General features: G+C 53.1%; 12 protein-coding genes. 8 read left to right on the top strand and 4 right to left on the bottom strand.

Annotated features, from left to right (window positions below):
• Positions 1 to 106: 106 nt before the first annotated feature.
• Positions 107 to 2,368 (bottom strand): hypothetical protein, encoded by a 2,262-nt coding sequence (locus ACRESH_RS01560; RefSeq protein ID WP_431740270.1) that lies wholly within the window; start codon positions 2,366 to 2,368, stop codon positions 107 to 109.
• Complete coding sequence (locus tag ACRESH_RS01555; protein WP_431740269.1) at positions 2,365 to 3,819, bottom strand: tyrosine-type recombinase/integrase; 1,455 nt, start codon at positions 3,817 to 3,819, stop codon at positions 2,365 to 2,367. The genes ACRESH_RS01560 and ACRESH_RS01555 overlap by 4 nt, the downstream gene beginning before the upstream one ends.
• 495 nt (positions 3,820 to 4,314) lie before the next feature.
• Here ACRESH_RS01555 and ACRESH_RS01550 point away from each other — a divergent pair, with 495 nt between their 5' ends.
• The 4 genes from ACRESH_RS01550 (at position 4,315) to ACRESH_RS01535 (ending at position 8,621) form a co-directional block, all read left to right on the top strand.
• Positions 4,315 to 5,358, top strand: a complete 1,044-nt coding sequence (locus tag ACRESH_RS01550; RefSeq protein ID WP_431740268.1) for a hypothetical protein — start codon at positions 4,315 to 4,317, stop codon at positions 5,356 to 5,358.
• A gap of 1 nt (position 5,359) precedes the next feature.
• Positions 5,360 to 6,538: a hypothetical protein gene (locus ACRESH_RS01545; protein ID WP_431740267.1), complete on the top strand. Its 1,179-nt coding sequence runs from the start codon at positions 5,360 to 5,362 to the stop codon at positions 6,536 to 6,538.
• Positions 6,535 to 7,221: a hypothetical protein gene (locus tag ACRESH_RS01540; protein ID WP_431740266.1), complete on the top strand. Its 687-nt coding sequence runs from the start codon at positions 6,535 to 6,537 to the stop codon at positions 7,219 to 7,221. The genes ACRESH_RS01545 and ACRESH_RS01540 overlap by 4 nt, the downstream gene beginning before the upstream one ends.
• A 221-nt stretch (positions 7,222 to 7,442) precedes the next feature.
• The gene (locus ACRESH_RS01535; protein ID WP_431740265.1) at positions 7,443 to 8,621 is read left to right on the top strand and encodes a hypothetical protein; all 1,179 of its coding nucleotides are present in this window, start codon (positions 7,443 to 7,445) and stop codon (positions 8,619 to 8,621) included.
• 348 nt (positions 8,622 to 8,969) lie between these two features.
• Here ACRESH_RS01535 and ACRESH_RS01530 read toward each other — a convergent pair whose 3' ends face one another.
• Complete coding sequence (locus ACRESH_RS01530) at positions 8,970 to 9,422, bottom strand: helix-turn-helix domain-containing protein (RefSeq protein WP_431740264.1); 453 nt, start codon at positions 9,420 to 9,422, stop codon at positions 8,970 to 8,972.
• A gap of 267 nt (positions 9,423 to 9,689) precedes the next feature.
• On the opposite strand from ACRESH_RS01530, the gene ACRESH_RS01525 reads away from it, so the two are divergent.
• The 3 genes from ACRESH_RS01525 (at position 9,690) to ACRESH_RS01515 (ending at position 11,438) form a co-directional block, all read left to right on the top strand.
• Positions 9,690 to 10,196, top strand: a complete 507-nt coding sequence (locus ACRESH_RS01525) for a DUF6957 family protein (protein ID WP_431740263.1) — start codon at positions 9,690 to 9,692, stop codon at positions 10,194 to 10,196.
• An 803-nt stretch (positions 10,197 to 10,999) separates the two neighbouring features.
• Complete coding sequence (locus tag ACRESH_RS01520; RefSeq protein WP_431740262.1) at positions 11,000 to 11,218, top strand: hypothetical protein; 219 nt, start codon at positions 11,000 to 11,002, stop codon at positions 11,216 to 11,218.
• Between the two features lie 28 nt (positions 11,219 to 11,246).
• Positions 11,247 to 11,438, top strand: coding sequence for an antitoxin Xre/MbcA/ParS toxin-binding domain-containing protein (locus ACRESH_RS01515; RefSeq protein ID WP_431740261.1), 192 nt, complete (start codon positions 11,247 to 11,249; stop codon positions 11,436 to 11,438).
• Here ACRESH_RS01515 and ACRESH_RS01510 read toward each other — a convergent pair whose 3' ends face one another.
• Positions 11,439 to 11,840, bottom strand: a complete 402-nt coding sequence (locus ACRESH_RS01510; protein ID WP_431740260.1) for an HAD family hydrolase — start codon at positions 11,838 to 11,840, stop codon at positions 11,439 to 11,441.
• A gap of 240 nt (positions 11,841 to 12,080) precedes the next feature.
• Here ACRESH_RS01510 and ACRESH_RS01505 point away from each other — a divergent pair, with 240 nt between their 5' ends.
• The gene (locus ACRESH_RS01505) at positions 12,081 to 14,228 is read left to right on the top strand and encodes an AAA family ATPase (protein WP_431740259.1); all 2,148 of its coding nucleotides are present in this window, start codon (positions 12,081 to 12,083) and stop codon (positions 14,226 to 14,228) included.
• Positions 14,229 to 14,304: the final 76 nt, after the last annotated feature.

Here is a 14,304-nt window from a genome sequence, read left to right as displayed (position 1 = left end):
CGCCTCGCAGCCGCCAGGCAGCCTGAAAAGCGTGGAGAACCAATCGGATTTTCGATGAGCATCGTTTTTTGAAGTGCTGACCGCTCGATAGCCGGAGAGTATTCGGCTATTTCAGACCATCCCTAAGGATCAATGTCCATTTTACGTGGTACGACGCATCGGAAAAGGGGGCTCCATTTATGGCCCAGGGGCTTCGAAACAAAGGATGAATGGGATCATAGTTGCTGGAATTTACTGGGTCGTTTTCGTAATGAACATCTATGTATTTACTAGAGTATTCTTTGTTTTGAAAATGCCGCTCTTGGAGCAGAACGTCCATCACCTTGTAGGGTAGAGTGACCGGTCGGGAGTTTCCGCTCTTGTCAGTGTTAACGAACAGAATGCAGCTGCCAATACTGCCTCTCATCGCTTGGTCGTAATACTTGTCAAAGCTGCGGATATCAAGCCACTGACAGTTTTGAAGGCGTAGCCCTGAAAAAAGCGCAACCGTTAACATTCTTAGCTGGGAAAGCCAAGGTACGTATACGTATCCATCGGTTGATAAGTACTTGTCATTTCGCCATGAGTAGACGTTGACTATTCTATCCAAAGGAACTTCTATTGATTCGGAGGTGTCGTTTGGGTTCCATAGTTTAATGGTGTACGTCATCCCCCACTTCTTCAAATCGATCCAGGTCGAACTACGGATTTCTGTAATTTGATCGTGGTTAAGTATACCTCTTAGGCACTTGTTTTGGAGCTCTACCCCAATCGCATCTAGGGCCATTACATAGGCCTCGACCATCAACATCGAATCGATAGGCAACGGGATTTTGTCGCTTTTCCCTGCTGGGCCGCTTCCTTTGGAGTCGAGCCTTGCGTACACGGGGTTCTTATACAGGCTGTCAACCAGCGCGGCGCCGCTCGGCATGATCTCAGTACCATTTAGAATGCCTACTTCGAAAAGGCGCCAGATGATGTTGATAAAGGCTGATCGGGTCTTTGGAGTTCTTTTCAGGTCATAAAATTGGAGCAATGTGAGTGGGAGCGGTACTTCTTTGTCATCAGCAGGGCTTCTAAAGGTAGTGGTTTTTCCGGTGCGGCTCCAGAAAATGGAACGGTGAAAGTCTTCAATGAATTTAGGGAATTCAACGGGGCTGCCGGGATATCTCCTAAACCACGATGGCAAATAGATACCGAGGTAATCCAGCAGGATGTGCACGTATCCAACTTCTTGGCGACGAGTGGCAATGTTTAGCCTCTCTTCAAGGTGGCTTAAGTGAAGCTCGCACACCCTGGCCCAGTGCGTTAATTTGTCGAACGTGATTTCATTGCTGTAGTAAGTTTTGAGCCAATTGTAATCGTCTCTGGATCGGCGCTTGCGTCCAGGTAGGATCGCGTACTCTTCGGGGCTGAGTACGTCAAAGGCTTCTGAGATTTCGTTTTCTGCTTGACGACTCTTATTTTCGTTTTTTTCTCGTTCTCTGGTTTTTCGCCCATCAACGCCCGTGTTGTAGCGAATTCGAGCTCGCTCAAGGAGAATGTCCCGCGATGATTTTTCCGAAAAGCCTCCCCAATATCGGACGAATTCTTCATAAGTCTTTCGGTGTTCTTCACTTGATACTGTAACCAAGGTCATGCTCAGGTGAGCGTGATACCCTTCGAGTACACGAGCTTGGTCAGGGCTCACAATGTTCGGGTGCAGCTTGGCAAAGCAATGGATCCATGCCAAATAAGAAAAGTCGTTGGTCTTACCTCCGTTGCCGGTGCTACGTATTGCACGTTGTTTATCAGCAACAGCAGGGGCGGCATCCCAGATCTCTCGGAAGTTGATATCTTCGGGTTTATGCCAGTTCACACGGTACTGGAATGCCCGCGTGCTGCGATGGATATTGGATGTCTTGATTTCGGAGATGTCATAGATGAACGTCTCTGACTCAGATTTCAAGTCAGGGTATTTCGCCCACACGCCTGTTACCGTAAAGGTGTGCGGAAGAGTGACTTTACCCTTGGCCCACAGTTGCACAAACATTGCACGAAGTGGTATGCGAAGTCCTTTGATATCCATGAAGTTGGGCGCTTCTGCGTCTGTGAGTTCAGTGTACAAAAGCGCCGCCCGCTCCTTATCCTCTTCACTATCGGAAGTGATGCAGAGTTTATGCAGCGTTGTCAGCTCTGTCGGAGTGAAAGGCCGACCTTTCCGGAGCTTCAGGAAGATGGAGGTGGCCAGACGATGTCTGACCTTGCGATCCTTCATCAGCTCGGGATTGGCCTTGCCTGGCCTTGCTTCGACAGCCAAGGCCCTGTCCGCCAGTTCTTGGAGGATGGCCACAGCGCTCTCAAGGACGTCATCACCGTGCAGGGTAGGACTGTCCGTGGTATTGATCACGCGTCTGGGCCCCGCTGCAGCAACTGCTCGCCCAGGCGGGCATAGGCCTGCCCACGGTAGTAATCGATGCTTTCACCAGCGCCACGGTGGTAGACAAGCTCGTTGGCAGCATCTATCTCCACGAGGGTGTGAATGCCCAAATCTGCGGCATAGACCTCAGTGCTCTTGAGGTCGGCGTGGCCCATCAACAACTGAATTTCAGGTAGATCGAGGCCCGGCTTAGGTCGGTCTGGCACCACTACGTAGTTGCGAGCCCACACGCCGAAGAGGTGGCGGAAGTCGTGAGAGGAGTAGTTTCCCTGGGGAGCTACGAACTTCAGTTTCTTCTGTGTGGCTTGAATGCGGCGGTTGATCGCTTTGTTGACACTGTTGGAGTTGAGTTCGCAGAGGGGTACACCGTAGGTGTCTTTATCGAGCGACAGCAGCAGCCAAGGGCTATCGGAGCGAGGGCGCGCAGCCATGTACTCAGCCAGCTTCTGCCAGAAAACGGACTTGAATGGCTCGAACATCGTTACGACAGCAGTCTTGCGGCCCTTGAAGCCGAAGCGTTCCTTGTTTTTCGTGTCACGCAGGCCTTCAGGGTCTTCTACGCGAATGACCCTCTTTCGGACGTCAACGTCCTCAAGGCGAACTACGACCGCTTCCGAGAGCCTTAAACTCCCGAGTCCCAAGCTCCAGATCAAACCATCCAATGGGGTTGGAGCGTTCTCAAGCATGGGTAGGATATGTGGGAGGCCAATGTGTTTAGCCTTCCGGTCTTTCTTGACTTTAGGGGCGCGCAGACCGCCTCGGGCTTTCATTGCGCCGGCGCCAAGTTTGGGTTTGACCTGTAGTGTGTTGGCATGGATCCGAGCCAATTCCTGAGGGCTGCGCACCCTGGGATTGAGTTCCGGCAACGCATTAACTTGCATCTGGGGAGGCAGGCCAGTCAGTGCGGAGGTCATTTCCGCTTGCTCGAACGTGATGGCGCTGCAGACGGTCAGCAGCAGATTGGCGGCTGCGATGTGCTGTCCGGCTGACTTGGCGGAGATCGTTTTGCGCCCCGTTCGAATGAATGCATGGCGGACAATCGGGTCTTTGGCGTCCGCACCGTCGATGAGATAGGACGAGAAAAGGTGGATGGTTTTCGACGCAGTGGCAGGGTCGAGTCGGCCAGAGAGGGCGCCGGTTTCATAGAGGAATTCGGAGAACACACGTCCACCTCTCTCCATTGAGATAGCCGAGTTTCGCGCGTAGCTGATACCAATCTCGCTCCAGAGGTACTCGGTGAACTCGTTGTAGAAATCCAGCGGTGCACCTGTGACCGTTTCGTAGAGCCTGGGTGGCTCGCACTTGACTCGCGTGAGGCTGTTCATCGCCTCGATGCTGCTGCCGGGGGCTGGCTGCTTTTGCGTGGCTGTGGAGACAGGATTCGAGTCTTGGCCCACCAAGGCAATCTTCGGTTTATGCATATATTGACAAGCTCTCTGGTTCGTGGTGTAATCTATCGAGCAGAATGGTATTGACTGTAAAGTACAATTTGAAGTGACAAAAAGTTCTTAATAAAGGGCTTTTTATGTCATGTATGCGCTGTTTCGTTGCGCCTCCCCGTTTCTCGACCCTGTTTGCGGGTACCACGCTCCCCTTACTGAGCCCCCGTAATCCAAGCCTAGCCACCTCCCCAAGCCCAAAAACGCCATACGCGGGTCGTCGATCACCGGGTTTCTGTCAGAATCGATTTCACAGACTCTTTTTCTGCCTTTGCGAGTCAGTTAGGACGAATGGGATGCCCTTCCTTTAGGCGACCCGTCGTAGCAGGGCGGATCTCACCATGGCCGGATTTAGCGTTTTGCGGTAATTTGTGCTGGCATGAAGCCATATCCACGGCAGGACGCACCTCCACGGCACGGGCCTACGATCCCTCGCCGATACCGTTCCTGCGCATTCATTTCGTGACAGGAACGACCATGTCAGGCGGCGAAACCGAAAAAATTGCGAGGCTCGCGGAGCTCGTTTCCAACGACATCTTCAGCTTCTTCCGCTGGAAAAAAGAGGGGCCTGCCAACCTCAACTTCGTTTGCGTGAAGAGGGAAACACACGCGCCCTTGAAGAAGTCTGAGCACACGCATCCGACTGACGTGGTGTTCAAGTACGCAGACCCTTACCTGAACAAAGCCATCTACCTTCATACTGATTTGAAGAGCTATGCGGTTGGCTCCATCACACTGGACTCGATCAAGAAGGCGCTGAAGTCCCTGGGCAAGACCATCGACTGTGCTCGTGCTTCGCCGGAATGGCAGGCTCGCTACCACCTGGCCAAGCGTGAGAAGTATGAAATTCGCGGGATGCTGTTCGTGTACAACCACGATGACGAATACGACAAGAATTTCTACGATCACTTCAAGGACTACAAGGGTGAGAATCTGCACATCAAGGATTCTCAGCAGATTCATATCGTCGAGCCTTCACTGATCAATTACCTGAAGACGCTGCAGGTCGATGTGAACACCCTCAGGGCGCAAGGGAAATTCCCGAGGGACAACTACACCTTCTATTACCCTGATCTCGTGTTACACAAGGCTAGTGGTGAATACTGGGAGCGTGCGGCCACCGCAGAACTCATCGCCTCGCCATATATGATCATTCACCATAAAGAGGTGATCTCGTACTGCGAGAAAGCCAAGGAGCTGGCCGAAACGTATAGCGAAGGCTATCTGATCTATTATCGCCGCGACGGAAGCACCGAGATCGAGTTCAGGTACCTCTTTGACGCCTTGTCTAGGTTCCAGATTCTCAATGCCAACAAAGACTTGAAGATCCGAATCAGGGTTGCCAATCGCTATCATCACAGCAGCATCCTCAGCAATTTTAATGCTGCCATCAACAGCTATGTGACTGAGTGGGGCGAAGACGAAAACCGCAAGCGGAAACTGCAGGCGATCGAACTGGACATTGTGAATCACGCGATTCCGAACTATAAGCCCGAAGCGATCGGATGGGAGCGAGAGTGACATGAGAATGGGTAGCTTGTACTTTGCGTCCGACAAAGCGATCTTTGATGCACTCACGCAGCGAAGCCTGACGAGTGCTGAGCTCAGGAAGGTCTTTCTATCCAGGGGGATCGTGATCTCCAATGAGTCGGACAAAAAATTCCTGGCCAATCGATTCAGTGCCCTGTTCCATGACTACTACGACTACCGGAACCTGTCGCTCCTGGTGGGTGGTCGTGACAGTCGCGAGAAAACCACAAACGTGGTCGTCACCACAGCGGTTACGAAAGATCAGCTGACAGACGCGCTCACCTCCGTCAAGGAATGGCTGGTGGATGACCAGCACGAGCAAGCTGAGGTGGCCGTCCACGGTGATCAGCTCAAGCTCACCGTCAAATACCAAAAGCTTGATCTGAGCCAGGCAGAGTTCCGCCAAGTCGTTGAGAAGACGGCGGAGGTGATCCTGGAGAAGCAGGGCAGTGGCTGGAAGATCACTGGCCCCATGAACGACAAGTTCAAGGACATCACCGATCAGCTGTATTCCCAGATCGAGATCGTCACTGACCAGGACGTGGCGACCCGAACCATTTCCCTGGAGGCGATCCCCGATGCCGGCATCAGGACGAATTTCCTTCGCGACTTGATCCGCAACCTCAAGGACATGGAGGTGGTCGATGTGGTCGACGTATCCACATTCAACCCTAAAGATCGAGAAGATGATGACCTGGATCTCAGTGACGAGGCGCTGGTGATTGAGGACTCGATCGAGGTTGAGTCAGAAGATGAGGGCGAGGAGGGGGAAGATGGCGACCCTGAAGCGGAGCTGGCCAGGCCGCAGCCTGAAGCCAGCGTTCACAAGATCATCCGCATCGACAAGGCATCCCTGAAGGGCAAGGGAGTCTTGGAGTCGAAGCAGTTGCGTGAGCTGGAAGGCCACGGTTTTTACCTGTGGAAGATTCGATGGACAGCCCGCGAAAAGCTCGTAGGGTCAGAGATCGTTCAGTTCGAAGCTCAGTTTGGCAACCAGGCCAAGTACTGCGATTTCTCCTACATCGTCAAAGGTGTCTACAACTACAACAACGGGAAATACGCCAAGAACCTGGTGCGTGCCGAGCCGGTGTTTGAGCAGAAGCTCAAAATCCGTTTGGAGGAGGCGGCGCAGAGGACTCTGGATGACATCGAAAGGAGCTTGTTGGCATGAAGTCAAAGCGGCTGAAACTCTGGGTTCTGACCGCTCGCATTGACTTTCAGACCCTTGTGTATGGGCTTCGACAGCAGCCGTTCAGCGACCAGAATCGGCTCGGTGTCGAGGTTCTTGAGATCCTGGATGGCAAGGCCACCTTTCGGTACCACGAGCAGCGGGATATCACCCAGTCGTTCACGAACCCTTTAGGTGAAACGGTCGAATCAAGTTACTCGACGTTCATCAGCTTCGACATGGTGTTTGAATCGCTAGGGCCTGATCGGTACTCGATCTGCATGAGTTCGCCGCCCAAGGATTTGAAACCGTTCGTGGAACTCATCCGAGCGGCAGCTGGGACGAACTTCGCGCTGGAGATCGTGAAGCCAGACATCTCATCGGTCTATCAGCAGCTCAAGTCTGACAGGCGCTTCACGAGGGTCATGGCCAAGCGCATCGTGTCCGGAGCGGTGACGTTTGATATCGAAAGCAGCTACCGAGTGGATATCGCCTCTACTGGGAATGCGATGACGAAATTGCTGGAGATCACGGGGGGGCGCGCGGCACCGATCGACAAGATCAAAATCGTCTACACGTACGGCTCCAGGTCTGTTCAGGTTGAGCTGTCTCGGTCAGGCTCTGTTGCTGTGTCATTAGACGATGAGGAGCACCTGCATCTACTGACCAGTCTATTGCTTCGATAGGTGGCCTGGTGGTTTGTAGAAAGTCGAGCGAAGCTTGAAAGCTTAGAACCCTGCGTTCAAGCCCAGTTCGACGTCCATTGACACGGAAATCTCCCGCAGAGACCCAGCTCTGGCCATCAAAGCAGGTGTACGACAATGACGTTGTGCAAGCATGCGAGGCCTAGGGGCGGGTAGGCGTCAACGGGTAGAGCCAACCTGACACTTAGATATGGAGTCAATCATTGTCAGCAGAGAACGAGCCCGCAGAATCCGAAACCCGAGACGACCAAAGCGACCTGACCGAGAAGCCAAAGAAAATCTTCCTTAGTGACGAAATGCGTCTAAAGGTGGCGGAGTCCGAAAAAGAGTATCGCCGTGAGCAGCGTCGGCAGTGGTGGCTTGAGTTCAGTTGGATCTCCTGGTTCTTCGATCAGTATCCCAGTGAGGATTTCTACAGGCCTTCACCCGTTGAACGACGCAATACGCGCCAAGAGATGACGTACCACCGGTTCCGGCAAATGACGAGCTGGTCGTTCTGGTCGCGGATGAAGTCTTCCACCGGTATCAAACTAGCAGCGGTAGGCGGCCTGGTTGCCGCATTTCTTCAGGCAGCTCCCGGGTTAAGAGGCGCGGAGGCAGCGGTTGGCCCCTTGAGCTGGTTGTTGCTTGGTGGTGGCTTCTACCTGCTTGCAGTGATCTGCTTCGAAGTGAGATGTCCGGTTTTGCTCAAGCGTACGCTCTCCGGGAAGGACGAGTACCTGGGCATCGAAGGTCGGCGCTGGCTCCTTGCACTCGTGGAGGATGAGTTCAGGCGTTGGTGGAGCATCAAGTCCTACGATCTGGAAGTGGGGAGCGTTCGTCCAGAGTCCGGGGAATATAAGATAGCTCAGGCGATCACCAGGTATGGTGACATCCCGGCCTACGGCGGTTTTGGGGAGTATGCGTCTGCGCGCATCGAGTATGCACTTGATGAGTACGCGCAACTGACCTCGGCGGTAATTTGGAAAGAGGATTACAAGCCGAACGAGTACCAGAAATTCACGCCGGGACATCGGATCTGCCCACTGAATACGCCTCTGCGCAATTTCCATCTCAGTCACATGAATGCGAGCGAGGTGGAGATGGCCAAGGTGGGGCAGGAGGGTGATTTTGTGGTGCGTTGGTTCGACAATTCGCTGACGTTCCTCACGAAGTTGGCGAACCCTCGAAATCTGATGGTCTCTGCTTACGCCGAGGGGCTTATCTATCTGTTCCGCAGCGATGCGTCTGCGCTCACCTTCTCTCGTATCATTGCGCAGTGGCAGAACACGATGCGTCCCTGGAGCCGGTTACTCCTGATAAGCCTGTTTTTGGCCAGCGGCAGCTGCTTCGCCTGGTTCGTCTTTCTGCAACTCAAGATACTGATGCCCATCCTTACGTGACGCTTCGATCGACCAGGTCGGCCTGGCCGAGTCGATCCAGCGTGGCGGCAGAGGACACAAGTACCCATGTTGTCGCCCAGACTTCGGGGGGCTGACGAGCATCAAGGGCTTTTCACTCTGCTCATACCGTTCCGGGGTGCCCGCGCGCTCGATGGGCGCGTGATCTGCTGGCACGGAGATTTACAGGTGGCGGATGGACGTTAGCTGCCTAAGCCGAGGAAAAGAAGCGGGCAAAATAAAGCCCGCCTAGGCGGGCAAGCCTTACGAATGTGCGCGTCAGACCGAACTGGCCTCGGCGCTTGCAGAGGCGCCTACATGGGGCGCAGGCAGACAGTCCGTGAGTGGGTATTAGCATTTCCTCCAATACCGGCTGAGGGTGGATCTAGGTAAACCCAGCAACGCCATGGCTTCAGTTTGCGTTTTGCCCTCAGCTTTGAGCGCTTGCACCTTCAACAAGACCGCCTCAGCGCTCCTGGTGTGAGGGTGAGTCTTCTTAACTGGCGCTGAAGGGAGCGAGGCATCGACCAGCTCCATGTGCTCCAGCTGGTTGAGCGCCTGCTCCAGTATTTGCCGTGCGGTCTTCTGCTCATCAGCGGCGTGCACAAGAGCAAGGAATGCGACCGGATGCAAATTCAACGCTTTGGCGAGCTGTTCGCTGGTTTCCAGAGTGGCGTTGGATTTCAAGCCTTCAAGTCGACTGATGTGTGACTGAGTGATCCCTCCAGCGACATCGTATTGCGAAAGCTGCTGCTGATCCCTCAGCAATTGCAGCACGGCTGAAAAGGCATCTCGAAGACTCATTTTATCCGCCCTGATTCAAAGCGGAGGATATGCCGTGTTTGCGTGCGCTCACACAAATGTATATATTCATCAATATGGGATATTGGTGGCTTCGTGGGCCTTGGTTGCGTTTGGGAATCAGTGCGCTGGCTGCAGGCCTTAGTCCGAATGGGGCTCTCCAATATATCTGTAAATCGTAAATTAATAGCATCATGGATATGCCGAGCGCATGGGCAGGGCTAGGCCCGCTCTCCGTAGGGCTCGTTAGCGAACCATCAGTGATGGAAAGTGATCGTTTTTGCCCAAGTCATCATTTCGAGGCGGATTAGGTTTGCGTTGGAACAAGCGAGGAAGGCGGTGGAATCAAATCTAATTGCAGACATCCTGTACGGGGAGGCACGAAATCTCAGCGGGTCAAGCCTCAGCGATGATGATCTCATTCGTATTGTGCAGGACGAGTTTTCCGATCGTGCAGTTTGTGTTGTGCGGCAGTGGATACTGCTGGATGTTTTGCTGCCTGAGAGTGAGCGCGTAGAGATCGAAGGTGAGGGGCGGCAGCCGACCATTCTCTACGCTCACAACGTGGTATTTGATAACCGAGAATGTATCCCGGCGGGTGCCGGTCTTGTGACCGATTACGAACGCGAATTCTACGGCTGCCTTTTTGAAACTGGGGATGTCGTGGTGGTGCTTGCCGGCCCTGGAGGACGAAAATATGTGGGTCAGCCTTCTATGGCCGCGCTGAAAAATCCTGACATTCGAAGTGCCACAGGGTTGCTAGTTCACGACCTGTAACATCTGCTGGTGCCGCTCTCCTCCACGGTCGCGCGGCAGTGTAACTAGCTCCCGATAACCCATATTCGTTTCTTTGCACTCAGAAGCTGCACTCAGTTCGCTGCCCTACTTTGACGTCAGGACAGTAACTACAGGAATTTTATTGGATGAGTAAACCCAGAGCTCCGCTAACCGATAAACCAGTCACAAGTTATCCCGCTGCTATATCAAGCGGTGTGGCGAAAGCTATGGACACACAGTTTGACTTGGCCGTAACGGCCTACCTATCCTCCGCGCAGTATATGGAGGGGGAGGTGTGCCTTACAGGCGTTATCTTTGGCGATGACCGTAAGCGATTTGCTGATGGTACGACAATTTTTACCTCAATGATAATAAGGTCGCAGGAGTTACAGGGTTACTTGGTCGTCCATACCCTGAACAGCTCTTACGTCATATGCGACTGGGCGGGGGACGATGCTAGAGAAAATCTAAGTTTCATTCATTGAGACTTCCCGCTCGACCTGGAATCAGTTTAGGAAGAGCAAATTTTAGCTGCCAGTTTTCGCCCTTTGTGTCTTACAGACGGAGTTTTAACGCTCAAATCTCTCGGGTCTTCCGATGGGGTTTATTCTGGATCACCTGTCAGATCTGCTGATGCAAGGAAGTCTATCCAAGGTCGCAGGACAAAATGGAGCTTTGCTACGGTCTAGCATCACTCAGGGGGCGTTTGTCGGCAGCCGATTTTGTCTCTGCAGTATGCTCAAAGCGCCTTCTGCGTGCGCCGGTGAGGACTAAACTGATCTGGAAATCCATGGAGCACGCAGATGAAAAAGGAAGCCTTTGCCATCTTGGAGCCAGGCAGTCCGTTGATGACTCAGGCGATCGATGCACTCAGGCGCTATCACGAAGCTCAGGCAGCGGGGCAGTCGGTGGAGGAGGTGGAGCGGTTGCGGCTGAAGGCTGAAGGGTTTTCCAGGCTGTCTCGGAGTTCCAATTTCGGATGCTGGGGCACCGGCATGACACGCTTCACTAGCTCGCAGTAAATGCACCTGGGCAGAGGGGAGGGCACGAATGGAACGGATTGAGCGCGTCTGGTTGCGGGCTGAGCAAGTGTTTGGTGGCAACGCGAAAGCTGCCATTTGGTTGTCGCTGTCCCGGACAGCATTTGACTGTTGCTCGGCGCTGGAGTTTGCGAGTGAGGAGGCTGGCTATCAGCGGGTCATGGAGACATTGGAGCGGATTGAGCATGGGTATGCTTGCTGATCAGCAGTATTTGTTTGTTGAGTCACTTGGCCTTTCACGATACAGGCGCCGAACAGGCTCGGCGTACGGGGCTGCCAAATTGGAGGTGATAGCGATTTTGATGCCCTCTCCCTGCAGCCTCTCGATGGCACGAAACCCGTCATCAAAGGCTTCGATACTGTTCAGCTCGGCTTCAAGGACAGCTTTAATTTCGGCCATGCGATCTGCATGGATCTTAGTCCCGAAATGCTCCGCCGCATCGGTCAGACTGAGAGGGCGAGATATGATGTGATGAAGGTCATCTGGTTGCGGCCTGTGGCCCTGGCGGATGCCTTCCTTGCGGATCTGAGGATAGGGATGGCTGGCTTTGGGGATGCGGACGAGGGTGCCGAACGCATCGAAGAGGACGAATTTGACGGACATCTGAGCGCCTTGATCAATGTGGGGCGACTGCCCGTGAGGTCAGGAATGATACCTTTGATCATGGACTCATGGACTCATGGACTCATGGACTCATGGACTCATGGACTCATGGACTCATGGACTTTGGCTGAGCCGTTTCATAGAGGGCATGCTGTAGCCCCTCGTAACCAGTCTTTCCTATTGGGCACGGCGGTAATAGGATACTGAGATAATGGCCTGCAGCTTGCTAAGGACAGCATCGTGATCAAGAATTTGATATTGCGCGGCGTTTCGAGCTACTCACCCGAGCACAACTCCCAGATCGGCCCACTTACGAAAGTGAACATGTTCTACGGGCATAATGGAACGGGTAAGACGACGATCGGGAACTATCTTCAAGATCCTGCTGATCTGCTGTACCACCAGTGCAAGACCCAGCCTGCCTCGGCAGATCGTGAGGTGTTGGTATACAACCACACGTTCATGGAGGCCAATTTTTACGTCAGTTCCCAGCCCGGCGTCTTCACGCTCAATGAAGGTAACATTGAGGCAGAGAAAGAACTGGTGGCTGCTGAAGACGCGCTCAAGAAGCTTCTCGCTGAACATCAGGCTGAAGTGGTAGCGGGCAATGGTTTCGGGGAATCCCAGAAATCCAATAAAGCGGATTTACTCGATCAGCTATGGGCCCTCAAAAGACCCTTCGATACCGGGCCTCTCCGGTACTGCTTCGCGTCTCTCAATACCAAGGAACGGCTTGGAGAAAAGCTGCGCTCCCTGCCTCTTGCGGCATCGCCGGATGATTTCTCAGCATTGGCAGCTGAGGCGGAGCAGCTGCAATCTGCAAGTGATGCTGAGTTGCCGGCGATACCCACTTTCAGGTTTGCGGAAGGGGATGTGGAAACCAGCCCTCTGCTATCCGAGGCCATTGCTGGCTCCGGCGACTCATATCTTTCCGCTTTGATCACCGATCTGGGCAACTCGGATTGGGTCAAGCGGGGGCTGCAGTACCCGGAACGAGAGGAATGCCCATTTTGTCAGCAAACACTGCCATCCGGATTCTACGAAGAAATCCAAAAGGTGTTCGACAAGACGTATGAGCAACGCATCGTCCAATTGAAAGCTTTGAAAACTCGGTACGAAGGGGGTGCTACTCGGTTGAGAACCCTATTCAAGCGCCCCGAATACGACGCGCCGGAGTATCAAATCCTGATTGCGAAACTCGATGCACTGCTCTCTCAGAATACTCAAAAGCTGGATGCCAAAGTGGCCAGTCCTTCGATGGTTGTGGCACTGGAGTCAACGGGATCTCTCGTTGATGATTTCAGCGCCTTGATTGCGGAAGGTCAAAGGAAAATCGATGCCTTCAATCTCAAGGTGAAAGATAAGAAAAACCACTTGGAAAAAATCAAGACACGCTTCTGGGGCTGTTTTAGATCCAGCTGCGATGCTGTCATGGCATCGGCAAGGAAGGTGCACGAGGAGCTTGGCGTCAAGAAGGAAGCGAAACGCAAACTGGCGGATGAGATCCGTCTCAAGGCCCAAACTCACCAGGACGTCATCGCCGAAAGTAAAGCCAAGATCACGAATATTGATCAGTCCATTGACAGCATTAACTCGTCACTCACGGTGTTGGGCCTGAACGGCTTTCTGGTGGTCAGGGAGGAGGGCGACTTACCGCGCTACCGCCTGCAGCGGCCTGACCAGCAGGCTGGGGTATTCAAGACGCTCAGTGAGGGTGAGAAGACACTGATCTCATTTCTTTACTTTCTTGAAGTCTGCAACGGTGAGCTTGACGAAAAAGGTGGAAAACTGAAAAGTGAGAGGATTATTGTGATTGACGATCCAATCTCAAGCCTCTCTCATAATTATATCTACGACATTGCCTCTATGATCCATCGGCGAGTGCTTAGTCCGAAGGAGCGCTTCAAACAAGTTTTCATTTTGACGCATAATTTGTTCTTTTTTCATGAGATGCTCAAGCACCTTAAGAAGTCCGATGAATACTCATTGTTTCGGATCACCAAGGCGGCCCACAGCATCATAACGCCGATGAAGGCCAGTGACGTACAGAATGACTACCAATCATTCTGGCAGGCCATAAAGGATGCTCAAGCGGGTCGCACCTCTTCCAGCGTCATTCCGAACATGATGCGAAATATTTTGGAGTACTATTTCACCTTCGTACATCGGCAGGATGAGCTTCAGGCGGCCCTTTTGGCGTTGTCTGATGAGGATGCAGAATTCAAAGCCCTCTATCGATACGTCAACCGCGAGTCTCATTCCGACGCAATCAACTTGACTGATTTCGGTGAGATTGTGCCGTCGCATTACGTAGATCGATTCAGACAGGTCTTTGTGAGGACTGGATTTGAGGAGCACTACGAAAAAATGATGGGGGAGCACACTTGAGTCGGCTGTTGATGTGAACCCCGGCCTTAATAGTGAACACGCTAGGCTTGGCATTAGATACCAGGTACAACTGCAC

This window comes from Pseudomonas sp. (genome assembly GCF_050739775.1).
Classification (GTDB): Bacteria; Pseudomonadota; Gammaproteobacteria; order Pseudomonadales; family Pseudomonadaceae; genus Aquipseudomonas.
This window is presented reverse-complemented; position numbering and strand designations above follow the sequence as displayed.